At 58.0% G+C, this 12,076-nt stretch carries 10 protein-coding genes; 9 read left to right on the top strand and 1 reads right to left on the bottom strand.

Annotated features, from left to right (window positions below):
• Positions 1–25: 25 nt before the first annotated feature.
• On the bottom strand, positions 26–835 hold the full coding sequence (fabI, locus tag KI614_RS11195) for an enoyl-ACP reductase FabI (RefSeq protein WP_413464148.1): 810 nt from the start codon (positions 833–835) through the stop codon (positions 26–28).
• A 353-nt stretch (positions 836–1,188) separates the two neighbouring features.
• Here fabI and KI614_RS11190 point away from each other — a divergent pair, with 353 nt between their 5' ends.
• From KI614_RS11190 to KI614_RS11150, 9 genes are all read left to right on the top strand, one after another.
• Positions 1,189–3,087 (top strand): NAD(P)H-dependent oxidoreductase subunit E, encoded by a 1,899-nt coding sequence (locus tag KI614_RS11190; protein ID WP_413464147.1) that lies wholly within the window; start codon positions 1,189–1,191, stop codon positions 3,085–3,087.
• Positions 3,084–3,800, top strand: coding sequence for a 2Fe-2S iron-sulfur cluster-binding protein (locus KI614_RS11185; protein WP_226405836.1), 717 nt, complete (start codon positions 3,084–3,086; stop codon positions 3,798–3,800). The genes KI614_RS11190 and KI614_RS11185 overlap by 4 nt, the downstream gene beginning before the upstream one ends.
• A complete protein-coding gene (locus tag KI614_RS11180) occupies positions 3,793–4,344 on the top strand; it encodes an NADP oxidoreductase (protein WP_226405835.1) in 552 nt (183 codons plus the stop codon). Before KI614_RS11185 ends, KI614_RS11180 begins: the two co-directional genes overlap by 8 nt.
• Positions 4,345–4,357: 13 nt before the next feature.
• A complete protein-coding gene (locus KI614_RS11175) occupies positions 4,358–5,821 on the top strand; it encodes a Ni/Fe hydrogenase subunit alpha (protein WP_226405834.1) in 1,464 nt (487 codons plus the stop codon).
• Entirely contained in the window at positions 5,818–6,315 is a 498-nt protein-coding gene (locus KI614_RS11170; protein WP_226405833.1) for a hydrogenase maturation protease, read from the top strand. Before KI614_RS11175 ends, KI614_RS11170 begins: the two co-directional genes overlap by 4 nt.
• A gap of 35 nt (positions 6,316–6,350) precedes the next feature.
• Positions 6,351–7,337 (top strand): HlyD family secretion protein, encoded by a 987-nt coding sequence (locus KI614_RS11165; protein ID WP_226405832.1) that lies wholly within the window; start codon positions 6,351–6,353, stop codon positions 7,335–7,337.
• A 6-nt stretch (positions 7,338–7,343) separates the two neighbouring features.
• A complete protein-coding gene (gene rbbA / locus KI614_RS11160; RefSeq protein ID WP_226405831.1) occupies positions 7,344–10,085 on the top strand; it encodes a ribosome-associated ATPase/putative transporter RbbA in 2,742 nt (913 codons plus the stop codon).
• A gap of 1 nt (position 10,086) precedes the next feature.
• Entirely contained in the window at positions 10,087–11,226 is a 1,140-nt protein-coding gene (locus tag KI614_RS11155) for an ABC transporter permease (protein ID WP_226405830.1), read from the top strand.
• A 99-nt stretch (positions 11,227–11,325) separates the two neighbouring features.
• Entirely contained in the window at positions 11,326–12,039 is a 714-nt protein-coding gene (locus tag KI614_RS11150; RefSeq protein WP_226405829.1) for a hypothetical protein, read from the top strand.
• The last annotated feature ends 37 nt before the right edge of the window (positions 12,040–12,076 follow it).

Here is a 12,076-nt window from a genome sequence, read left to right as displayed (position 1 = left end):
GTGGCTGCGTCTTGTTACACCTTGCTTAAGCGACGATATGTGCTCCGCCATCGACATAGATCGTCTGGCCGGTCATGCCGGAGGAACCCGGCGTGCACAGGAAGGCCGTCAGGGCGCCGACTTCATCGATGGTCACGGTACGGCCGAGCGGTGCTTTCATCGCATCGGCTTCGAGCAGCTTGTTGAAATCGGCAATGCCGGAAGCGGCACGCGTCATGATCGGACCGGGCGAAACGGCAAAAACGCGGATGCCTTTGGGGCCGAGGTCGTAGGCCATGTAGCGGACGGCCGATTCAAGCGCTGCCTTGATGATGCCCATCACGCCATAGTTGCGCACGACGCGCTCGGCGCCGAGGTAGGACATGGTGATCAGCGAGCCGCCGTGGGCCATCAGCGGCTCAAGGGCCTTGGCCATGCGCAGGAAGCTGTGGCAGGAAATGTTCATGGCTGAATCGAAGCCGGCTTCGGAGGTGTCGATGACACGGCCGTGCAGATCGTCACCGTTGCAGAAAGCCATCGAATGAATGGCGAAGTCGAGTTCGCCGAATTCCTTGCCGCACTGTTCAATGGCAGACTCAAGGCTGCCTTCTTCGGTCACGTCGAGCTTCAGGAACAGCTTGGCACCCAGTGCTTCAGCCAGGGGCTGGGTATATTTTGCCGTCTTGTCGTTCTGGTAGGTCAGCGCAATTTCGCCGCCGAGTTCGCGAATGGCCTTGGCAACGGCAAAAGCGATCGATTTGTCGTTGGCGACACCGGTGATCAAGCCTTTCTTGCCGGCCAGCGGGAGCATGGCGTTCGGTTTAACCAGCGGGGATTGTTCATTTATTGTATTCATGCTGTTCTTCCTTCCAATGTCAGGCCGGAGATGGTGCGATGCACCATTTCTTAGCAATAACAACGATTTAACGTGGGTTTTGGATTGCTGTAATGCAACATCATTGTTGCACAGTCCGATTTCACTTTGTTGACAATCACTACTCCTTTTGAGCTAGGTCAACCCTTGAGCATCCTGCAGTTTACTTGTCGGCATTTTTGGCCTTCAGGCCGTGTCGACCGCGGGCTATCGGGATGCTGTGACGAATGCTGCCAAGCCCTTGAATAAAAGTTCTAGGTTATTGATCTTTCTCAACAAACCTTGTTTTGTTGGTGCTAGCCTGAGGTTGAACCAATAACTTCCGGGAGGTTGTTGTGGCACTTGGCGAAATGCATGGCGAAGCGATTGCCGGAATTGTCGATCGGGTCATCGCGCGTTACCGTCGCGATTCAACCTGCATGGTGCAGATTTTGCGCGAGGTGCAGGAGGCTTGCGACTGGATTCCTCCCGAGGCGATTGACCGGATTCAGTCCGTGCTGGGCGTGGCGCGTGCCGAGATAGAGAGCGTGGCCGGGTTTTACAGTTTTTTGTATCTCCGGCCACGCGGTCAATACCGGATTCTGTTTTCGGACAATATTACCGACCGGATGCAGGGCAGCGAAGCCTTGCTCGAACAGTTGTGCCGCAGTTTGTGGGTCGAGCCGGGCAAGGTTTCCGAAGACGGCCTGCTCAGTATCGACCGGACATCCTGCACGGGCATGTGTGATCAGGGACCGGGCATGCTGGTCAATAACCGGGCAATCACGCGGTTGACCGCAGCACGCATCGAACAGATCGCCGAACTGGTTCGCAATCGGCGGCCACTGAGCGAGTGGCCGGCCGCGTTCTTCGATGTCGCTGATCATATTCGTCGGGCGGATATTCTGCTCGATCAGACAATGCAGCCGGGTGATGCGCTGCGCGCTGCCCGTGAGCGTGTGCCGAGCGATGGCCTGATTGCTTCCAACATGCGTTCCTGGCGGGAGGGATTGCCTTCGGGCATCGGCGGGCCGGCGGCAATGCTTGATGAAATCAAGCGAGCCAATCTGCGTGGTCGGGGTGGGGCTGGTTTCATGACCGGCCTGAAATGGGAGGCTTGCCGCAATGCACCACTGAAAGCCGGGCAGCAGCGGATCATCGTCTGCAATGCCGACGAAGGGGAGCCGGGTACCTTCAAGGACAGGGTGTTGCTCAGTTCATATGCCGATCAGGTGTTCGAGGGCATGACTGCAGCTGCCTATGCCATCGGGGCGCAACGCGGTTTCCTCTATTTGCGTGGCGAGTATCGCTATCTGCTTGAGGCGCTGAATGCGACCTTGAGTGCCCGGCGCAAGGCAAATTTGCTGGGCCGCGATATCCTGGGAATTCCGGGCGCTGATTTCGATATCGATATCCACCTCGGGGCGGGGGCTTATGTCTGCGGCGAGGAGTCGGCGCTGATCGAATCGCTTGAGGGTAAACGCGGTACGCCGCGCAATCGGCCTCCATTTCCGGTCACAAATGGCTATCTCGATCAGCCGACGATCGTCAATAACGTTGAAACCTTTGCCGCTGTTGCCCTGATTGCGCTGAAAGGTGGCGACTGGTATGCCTCGTTCGGTACCCGGCATTCGGCCGGCACCAAGTTGCTCTCCGTTTCTGGCGATTGCGCCCGTCCGGGTATTTATGAGTATCCCTACGGCGTGACGGTGCGCCAGGTGCTGGAGGATTGTGGCGCGAGCCAGACACAGGCAGTCCAGATCAGCGGTCCATCCGGTATTTGCCTGAGCGAAGCGGAGTTCGACCGGATCATCGGTTTCGAGGATATTCCGACCGCCGGTGCGCTGACGATCTTTGATCGCAGCCGTGACATGTTTGAAGTGGCACGTGCTTATGTGCATTTTTTCCAACATGAGAGCTGCGGTTTCTGCACACCTTGCCGGGTTGGGACGTCGTTGCTCAAGAAGCTGATGGATAAATTGCATGACCGGCACGGCTCGCCTTACGACCTTGGTGAAATCGAAAAACTCAACCAGTTGCTGCAGTCGATGAGCCACTGCGGCCTGGGGCATACCGCCTGCAATCCGGTGATCGACACCATCGTCCGCTTCAAGCCGGCTTACGAAAAGCGCATGGTGCACGATCAATTTGTCCCGGCGTTCGATCTTGACCGGGCCTTGTCGACCGCCAGGCAAATGACCGGACGCGATGATTCACAAGCGCATCTGGACGTTGAACAAGGGAGAAGTGCATGAGCCAGACTTTCACGATCGACGGCAGAGTCATCCCTTTCGAAATCGGCCAGACCGTCATGCAGGCCGCCAGCCAGGCCGGGATCTATATTCCCCATCTGTGCTACCACCCGGCGTTCAAGCCGAACGGTTCGTGCAAGCTATGCACCGTCAAGGTCAATGGGCGTCAGAGTGCCTCCTGCACGCTGCGTGCGCAGTCCGGAATGGTGGTGGAAAGCGATACGGAAGAAATCAACGCCGAGCGCCGGACGCTGACGCAGATGCTTTTTGTCGAAGGCAATCACTTTTGTCCTTCCTGCGAAAAGAGCGGCCATTGCCAGTTGCAGGCCACGGCCTACCATCTCGGCATGATGTCGCCGCATTTCGATCATTTTTTCCCGGATCGCGCGGTCGACGCCTCGCATCCGGATATTTTGCTCGACTTCAATCGCTGCATCCTCTGTTCGCTGTGTGTTCAGGCCAGCAGGGAGGTCGACAAGAAGCAGGTTTTTGCCCTGTCCGGGCGAGGTATCGGGACGCACCTGATCGTCAACGCTCGCTCAGGGCGTCTGGCCGATACGGATTTTTCGCTGGCTGACAAGGCCGCACAGGTTTGTCCGGTCGGCGTCATCCTCAAAAAACGCACCGGTTTTGCCGTGCCCATCGGCCAGCGGACTTACGACCAGCAGCCGATCAGTGCGCCGGGCAAGGTGGCCGAGGAGATTCGCCATGATTGAGCCAAGGAAAAAGATCAAGGTGGCCACCACTTCGCTAGCCGGTTGTTTTGGTTGCCACATGTCCCTTCTCGATATCGATCAACGCTTGTTCACCTTGCTGGAGCACATTGAATTCGATCGCTCGCCGCTGACCGATATCAAGAACTGCAGCCCGGATTGCGATATCGGGATTGTCGAGGGAGGCCTGTGCAATACCGAAAACATTCATGTGCTGCGTGAGTTTCGCCGGAACTGCAAAATCCTGATTGCACTTGGGGCTTGTGCAATCAATGGCGGCTTGCCGGCGCAGCGCAATCATTGGCCGCTGGCGGTGCTGCTCGAAGAGGTTTATCACACCAGTCCGGGGCCGGCCAACGGGATGATTCCGAACGATCCGGAACTGCCTTTGCCCCTGGATCGTGTCCATCCGATCCATGAGGTGGTCCATGTCGATTACGCCATTCCCGGCTGCCCGCCATCCGGAGACGCCATCTGGAAGGTGTTGACCGATCTGCTGGCCGGTCGCGAGCCCGAATTGGGGCATGGTTTGCTGCATTACGATTGATTGAGGTGGGACGATGACTTATTCGCTGGAATCAGCCGAACACCCGGAGCGCTTGCGCCGCGTGGCAATCGATCCTGTTTCGCGGGTCGAAGGGCATGGCAAGGTAACGATCCTGCTTGATGAGCACAACAAGGTGCATCAGGTACGCCTGCATATCGTCGAGTTCCGCGGCTTTGAAAAATTCATTCAGGGGCGGCCTTATTGGGAAGTGCCGGTGATGGTTCAGCGCCTGTGCGGTATTTGCCCGGTTTCCCACCATCTTGCAGCCTCGAAGGCGCTTGATCAGGTTGTCGGTGCAAAGCGCCTGACGCCGGCGGCAGAAAAACTTCGTCGCTTGATGCATTACGGCCAGATGCTGCAGTCGCATGCGCTGCATTTCTTTCATCTCTGTTCGCCGGACCTGCTTTTCGGTTTCGATAGCGATGTCAGTCGGCGCAACATCGTCGGTGTTGCGGCAGAGCATCCGGAAATAGCCCGACGCGGTGTGCTGCTGCGTAAATTTGGCCAGGAAGTGATTCGCCTGACCGCAGGAAAACGGGTGCATGGAACGGGGGCGGTACCCGGCGGCATGAACAAATCATTAACACCGGCCGAGCGCGACGAATTGCTGGGTGAGATTTACCAGATCGTTGCCTGGTCGCGCGATGCCGTCCATTTGATCCAGAAGGTGCATAGCCAGAATCCGGCCTTGTACAACAGCTTTGCGACGGTTCGTTCCAATTTCATGTCGCTGGTCGGCGATAACGGTCAGCTCGATTTTTACCATGGCTCGCTGCGTGCGCGTGACGAAAATGGCAAACCGATCTTCGATGGCATCGATTATCAGGATTACGCACGTCATATTGAAGAGGAAGTGAAGCCGTGGAGCTACATGAAATTTCCCTATTTGAAATTGCTCGGCAAGGAAGACGGCTGGTACAAGGTTGGCCCGCTGGCCCGGGTCCAGAACTGCGACCAGATATCGACGCCATTTGCTGAACATGAGCGCAAGGAGTTCATCGATTACGCCGGCGGAACACCGATGCACGCGCCATTGGCCTATCACTGGACGCGGATGATCGAAATGCTGCATGCCGCCGAAGTCATCAAGGAGTTGCTGCACGATGATGATCTGCTGGGCAGCGACCTGATGGTCGAGGGCAAGCGGCAGCGCGAAGGCATTGGCGTGATCGAGGCGCCGCGCGGCACTTTGCTCCACCATTACCAGATTGATGACGATGATCTGGTCACGATGGCCAATCTGATTGTGTCCACGACCCACAATAACCAGGCCATGAATGAAGCCGTCCGGCAGGTCGCCAGGCGTTACCTGAACGGCCATGAAGTGACCGAAGGCTTGTTGAATCATGTCGAGGTTGCCATTCGCGCCTTTGATCCCTGTTTGTCTTGCGCAACGCATGCCCTCGGGAAAATGCCCCTGAGTGTCGAATTGCGCGATGCCGAAGGACGCTTCCTGCATGCCTTGAGTCGCCAATGAAAGCCCCGGTTCTCGTTGTGGCGACGGGAAATCCGAGTCGTGGCGATGATGCGCTCGGCCCGCTGCTGTTGGCCAGAATCGCCGACTGGCTGGCCGGGTCGCCGCTGGCCAGCCGTTTTGAACTGATTGAGGATTTTCAGCTGCAGATCGAACATGCGCTGGATCTCGCTGGGCGGCAACGGGTCTTGTTCATCGATGCCGGTATGCGGACGCCGGGGCCGTATCGTTTTTTTGAAATCCAGCCGGCAGGAGACATGGCGCACACCACGCACGCCCTGTCGCCGGAGGCGGTGCTGGCCGTCTGTTGCCGGATCGGGAACGAAGCTCCTCCACCGGCTTTCGTCCTTTGTTTGCGGGGTGAGTCGTTCGTGCTTGGAGAGCCGCTGAGTGCTGCAGCAAGCCACTCACTGGCGGCGGCTTTTGCCTTCCTGGTCGGGGTTTTCGAGAAAACAGAGGTGGCTGACTGGAGGGCGGCGTCGTATAATTCGAATTAATGACTTTCTGGTCAGTAATTCGAATGAGGTGGTATATGAACCGTTCTCGTCTGATCAAAATGCTGTTTTTCCTGGCTTTGGCCGGGTCGACCGCAGCATTGGCCTACTTTCTTTACTTGCAGCGCCCCATCGGGCTGCCGACCGGCCTGGCGGCCGGAAATGGGCGACTCGAAGCGATCGAGGTTGATGTCGCTACCAAAATCGCAGGGCGACTGGGCCGGGTCGATGTTCGCGAAGGCGATCAGGTGCAGGCGGGGGCCGTGCTTGCCCGACTTGATGCCGATGATCTGCGCGCCCAGTTGCGGCTGGCCGAAGCGCAAGCCCGTCAGGCCCGGCAGGCCGTGAATGAGGCGCGGGCAGGCGTACGCAAGGCGGACAGCGACGTGTTGCTGGCCGGAAAAACACTGCAGCGCTCAAGGGAACTGGTGGGGCGTGGCTTCATCAGTGGCGACAAGCTCGACCGGGATAGCAGCGGTTTGCAGGGCGTGCAGGCCGGCCGGTCGCAGGCGCAGAGCCGTGTGGCCGAGGCGGAAGCAGCGGTCGCTGCAGCCGATGCCCGGGTGGATAGCCTCAAGGTCAATGTCAACGATACCGATCTCAAGGCGCCGATCAGTGGCCGCGTACTTTACCGGCTGGCTGAGAGCGGCGAGGTCCTGGCGGCTGGTGGCAAGGTGCTGACCTTGCTCGATTTGTCGGATATGTACCTGACTATTTACTTGCCGACCGAAATTGCGGGGCAGGTCGCCCTGAACAGCGAAGCCCGGATTGTGCTCGATGCCTTGCCAGGGCAGGTGATTCCCGGTCGGGTCAGTTTTGTTGCGCCGAAAGCCCAATTTACGCCGCGCGAGGTCGAAACCCGGAGTGAGCGGGAAAAGCTGATGTTCCGTCTGAAAATCAAGCCGGATCCGGCCTGGCTGGAAGCGCATGCCGATCTTGCCAAGGCAGGGATGCCGGGGGTGGCTTATGTCCGTCTGCAGCCTGACGCCGCCTGGCCGGCCAATTTGCAGGTGAGCGGAAAGTAGGGCGCCATGGAACGTCAGCCGGTGGCTTGTTTGCAGGGCGTGAGTCATCGCTATGCAACATCCGTCGCTCTCGACCGGATGGACATAGCCTTGCCGGCGGCTTGCATGGTCGGTTTGATCGGCCCTGACGGTGTAGGCAAGTCATCATTGCTGGCCTTGGTTGCGGGGGCGCGTCAGATTCAGTCGGGGCGGGTCGAGGTGCTGGGTGGCGATATTGCCAACGCCCGCTTCCGGGCGCAGATCCAGCCGCGCATCGCCTACATGCCGCAAGGCCTGGGCAAGAATCTCTACCCGACTTTGTCGGTTTTCGAAAATGTCGATTTCTTCGGCCGCTTGTTCGGGCTGGGGCATGCCGAGCGCGAGCAGCGCATCGCTGTCCTGCTGGAAAGTACCGGCCTGAGCTCGTTCCGCGATCGTCCGGCGAGCAAGCTGTCCGGGGGCATGAAGCAAAAGCTCGGCTTGTGCTGTGCGCTGATCCACGATCCCGATCTGCTTATTCTGGATGAACCGACAACGGGGGTCGATCCGCTGTCCCGCCGCCAGTTCTGGCAACTGATCGCGCGCATACGCCAGCACCGGACGGGGATGAGCGTACTTGTCGCAACGGCCTATATGGAAGAGGCCGAGCAGTTCGACTGGCTGGTGGCGATGGATGCCGGCCGGGTGATCGGCGAGGGTGCGCCTTCCGACTTGCTTGATGTCACCGGGCAAACCTCGCTTGATGCCGCATTCATTGCCCTGTTGCCCGAAGCCCGGCGCCAGACGCATCGCCAATTGATCATTCCGCCGCGCAGTACGCAGAGCGGAGGGCTGGCCATCGAAGCGGAGGCCTTGTCGCAGCGTTTTGGCGATTTTACGGCGGTCGACCGCGTCAGTTTCCGGATTGAACGTGGTGAGATTTTTGGTTTTCTCGGGTCGAATGGTTGCGGCAAGACGACGACGATGAAAATGCTGACCGGACTCTTGCCGCCGAGTGAAGGGCTGGCCCGTTTGTTCGGCCAGCAAGTCGATGCGACCGACCTCGAAACGCGCAAGCAGGTTGGCTACATGTCGCAGGGTTTCTCTTTGTACGGCGAATTATCGGTTCGGGCCAACCTTGAATTGCATGCCCGGCTCTTTCATCTGCCGGATGATCGGCGTATTTCGCGTATCGCCCTGCTGATGCAGCGTTTCGGCCTGGAAATTTATGCCGATGTGCCGGCGCTCGATTTGCCGCTGGGTATCCGGCAGCGTTTGTCGCTCGCCGTTGCGGTGGTGCACGAACCGGCCTTGCTGATTCTCGATGAGCCGACTTCCGGGGTTGATCCGGTGGCGCGCGATGCCTTCTGGACGCTGCTGGTCGAGCTTTCCCGCGAGCAGGGTGTGACCATTTTCATCTCGACGCATTTCATGAACGAGGCTGCCCGCTGCGACCGGATTTCCTTGATGCATGCCGGCAAGGTGCTGGCCAGCGATACGCCGGCCGGTTTGTGTGCGGCACGGGGCAAGGCAACGCTCGAAGAGGCATTCATCGATTACCTGGAGGTCGCTACCGGCGCGAGCAAGGAAGTTCCGCAAACGGTCACTGCCGCGGTCGACCTTGCTCAAAGCCATGAAACCAGGCTCGCCCCTTTGCCACCCGCCTGGTTCAGCCTGCGTCGCCTGCTTGGCTACGCCTATCGCGAAACGCTCGAGCTGCGTCGTGATCCGATTCGCCTGGCGTTTGCCTTGCTCGGCTCGGTGCTGTTGATGTTCGTGCTCGGTTTTGGTATTTCACTGGATGTCGAAGGCTTGCGTTTTGCCGTACTCGATCGAGACCAGTCGCCGGAAAGCCGGGCGTACATCGCCAATATTGCCGGTTCGCGCTATTTCATCGAGCAACCGGCAATCATCGACGATGCCGATCTCGACCGGCGGATGAAGAATGGCGAATTATCGCTGGCGATCGATATTCCTCCGCGTTTTGGCAGCGATTTGCGGCGCAGTCATTGGCCGGAAGTCGGTATCTGGGTCGATGGTGCAATGCCTTATCGCGGCGAAACCGTCCGCGGCTACGCACAAGGCGTCCATCTGCAATATGTCCAGCAGATGATTCGCGAAGCGAGCGGTATCGAGACAACTTATCCGGCCAACATCATTTCGCGCTATCGCTACAACCAGGATTTCAAGAGTATTTACGCCATGGTGCCGGCGGTCATTCCCATCCTGCTGATTTTCATCCCGGCCATTTTGATGGCGCTCGGGGTTGTCCGCGAAAAAGAGCTTGGCTCGATTACCAATCTCTATGTAACACCGGTGACTCGGCTTGAATTCCTGCTGGGCAAGCAATTGCCTTATATCGGCGTGGCCTTGATCAGTTTTGTCCTGCTTGTCATTCAGTCGCAGCTGATGTTCCATGTGCCGATCAAGGGCAGTTTGCTTGCGCTGTGCTGCGGTGCATTCCTCTATGTGATTGTCACGACCGGGCTGGGTTTGCTGATCTCGACCTTTACGCACACCCAAATTGCGGCCTTGTTCGGAACGGCCATTCTGACAATCTTGCCGACCGTGCAGTTTTCCGGGCTGACCACGCCGGTCGCTTCGCTTGAAGGATTCAGTTACTGGATAGGCCAGTTTTTCCCGGCCAGTTATTTTCTGGTGATCAGTCGCGGTGCCTTTACCAAGGCGCTGGGCATGCTTGACTTGCTGCCGCAGTTTGTCGCGCTGGCCGCTTTCATTCCCCTGCTCACCTTGCTTTCCGTGCTTTTGCTCAGGAAGCAGGAGAAATAGCATGCATGCGCTGCTGCACAGCCTGAGCAATATCTATCGTCTTGGCGTGAAAGAGCTGAAAAGCCTGTGGGCCGACAAGGTTTTGCTGGCGCTGATTGTCTGGGCTTTCAGCGGAGCGATTTATACCGCGGCAACCGGCGTCTCCCAAGAGTTACACAATGCCCCGCTGGCGGTCGTCGATGAGGACCATTCACCGCTGTCTCGACGCATTGTCGATGCTTTTTACCCGCCTTATTTCAGTACACCGCAGCAAACCACGCTGGCTGAACTGGATGCCGGCATGGATGCTGGGCGTTACTCGTTTTCACTGGTTATCCCGGCCAATTTCCAGCACGACATCCTGGCCGGTCGCCATCCGGAAATACAGTTGAATATCGATGCGACGATCATGGCCCAGGCGTTTATCGGTGCCAGCTACATCAAGAGCATCGCCCTCGGTGAAATCAGCGAATACCTGACCGGTACGCGGGAGGCCGGCGCAACGCCAATCAGGCTGACGACGCGGGTACGTTTCAATCCGAATCTGACCGGCGTGTGGTTCGGCGGCGTCATGGAGGTGATCAACAATGTGACCATGCTGACCATCATTCTCGTCGGTGCAGCATTCATCCGAGAAAGAGAACACGGCACCATCGAGCACTTGCTGGTCATGCCGCTGACTCCCTTTGAGATCATGATGGCCAAGATCTGGGCCAATGGCCTGGCCGTTCTGCTCGGGGCAAGCTTCGCCCTGATCGTGATGGTCGAACAAGTGCTCAAGGTGCCGATTGCCGGTTCGGTACCACTTTTTCTCACGGCGGCCGCCTGCTATCTCTTTGCGGCCGCCTCAATCGGTATTTTTCTCGGCACCCTGGCCCGTTCGATGCCGCAACTGGGTTTGTTGATCATCTTGTCGATCATCCCCTTGCTGATGCTGTCAGGCGGTATCACGCCGCGCGAAAGTATGCCGCAGCTGGTCCAGCATCTGATGCTGGCAGCACCGACGACTTACTTTGTCCGGCTGGCCCAGGGCATTTTGTATCGTGGCGCAGGTTTTGACGTTGTCTGGCGTGATCTGCTCGCGATGAGCCTGGTCGGCAGCTGTTTTTTTGCCGTTGCCTTGGTCCGCTTCCGCAAGGCCGTCAGCCAGACGCAAATCTGAATTGCATCAGAAAATGTTGATATGCATCATGGGCTTGATGCTGCCCAAAGGCGCACTATCGGCCCCGTGATTCGCCCTAATGGCGACACAATATGCGACATGATCTCCCTCAGATATATCTTCACGGCGGCCACGGTCGCCGCCTTTTTTGGCTCACTGCATGCCGCCGAACCTGCCGACCGGCAGTTCGAGGCCATGGCGCGTCTGTCCGAGCCAGAACTTCAGGCAAACATTGGCCGCGTGGTTGAAGTTGCCGTCGATCTGACGAATGCCGGCTTGAGTTTCGAGCCGGATGGCGATCGGGTCGAAGCGCGTTATCGCATGGCATTCAATCAGATTGCTGAGGGCTGGAGTTGGCAGCCCAATGTGAATCCTGCGGTCGACGACTACTATCGCTACAAATTCCTGCCGCTCCAGTCGGTACAGGTTGAACGTGGTGCTTATGCCTTTGAAGACAAGATCGGCGAAACGCAGAACATGAAGGTCAGTTGGCGCTACGACTACTTTCTGGCCTTTGCGAATCTCTACGATTTTTATCCGCGCAAAGTTGATGACGATGCCGGTTTCGTTGCAGATCTGCCGGCAAGCGCCAGCGAACATGTCGGCCTGATGGCGACGCTCAGTCTTGAAGCGCCACTGCTCAGCGAGAGCACTACCTTCTGGAAGGCAACATACAGCAGACCGACCGACTTTACGTTGAAAAAACGCTATCTGATCGGGCGGCTGACTTCACTCAGCTTTATCGATACACAAAGCGGCAAACTGCTCTGCCGTATCAAGCCTGAAGACAATGGGCGCTGTGTAATGCGCTGAGTCGACAGCGCGAGTCAGCCCTCTGGGGACTGACTCG

It is taken from the genome of Dechloromonas denitrificans, from assembly GCF_020510665.1.
In the GTDB taxonomy this organism is placed as follows: domain Bacteria; phylum Pseudomonadota; class Gammaproteobacteria; order Burkholderiales; family Rhodocyclaceae; genus Azonexus; species Azonexus denitrificans_B.
This window is presented reverse-complemented; position numbering and strand designations above follow the sequence as displayed.

What these genes read in the sequence shown, in the direction of transcription:
- fabI (WP_413464148.1), bottom strand. Translation starts at nt 835, where the DNA reads ATGAATACAATAAATGAACAATCCCCGCTGGTTAAACCGAACGCCATG.
- KI614_RS11185 (WP_226405836.1), top strand. Translation starts at nt 3,084, where the DNA reads ATGAGCCAGACTTTCACGATCGACGGCAGAGTCATCCCTTTCGAAATC.
- KI614_RS11180 (WP_226405835.1), top strand. Translation starts at nt 3,793, where the DNA reads ATGATTGAGCCAAGGAAAAAGATCAAGGTGGCCACCACTTCGCTAGCC.
- KI614_RS11175 (WP_226405834.1), top strand. Translation starts at nt 4,358, where the DNA reads ATGACTTATTCGCTGGAATCAGCCGAACACCCGGAGCGCTTGCGCCGC.
- KI614_RS11170 (WP_226405833.1), top strand. Translation starts at nt 5,818, where the DNA reads ATGAAAGCCCCGGTTCTCGTTGTGGCGACGGGAAATCCGAGTCGTGGC.
- KI614_RS11165 (WP_226405832.1), top strand. Translation starts at nt 6,351, where the DNA reads ATGAACCGTTCTCGTCTGATCAAAATGCTGTTTTTCCTGGCTTTGGCC.
- rbbA (WP_226405831.1), top strand. Translation starts at nt 7,344, where the DNA reads ATGGAACGTCAGCCGGTGGCTTGTTTGCAGGGCGTGAGTCATCGCTAT.
- KI614_RS11155 (WP_226405830.1), top strand. Translation starts at nt 10,087, where the DNA reads ATGCATGCGCTGCTGCACAGCCTGAGCAATATCTATCGTCTTGGCGTG.
- KI614_RS11150 (WP_226405829.1), top strand. Translation starts at nt 11,326, where the DNA reads ATGATCTCCCTCAGATATATCTTCACGGCGGCCACGGTCGCCGCCTTT.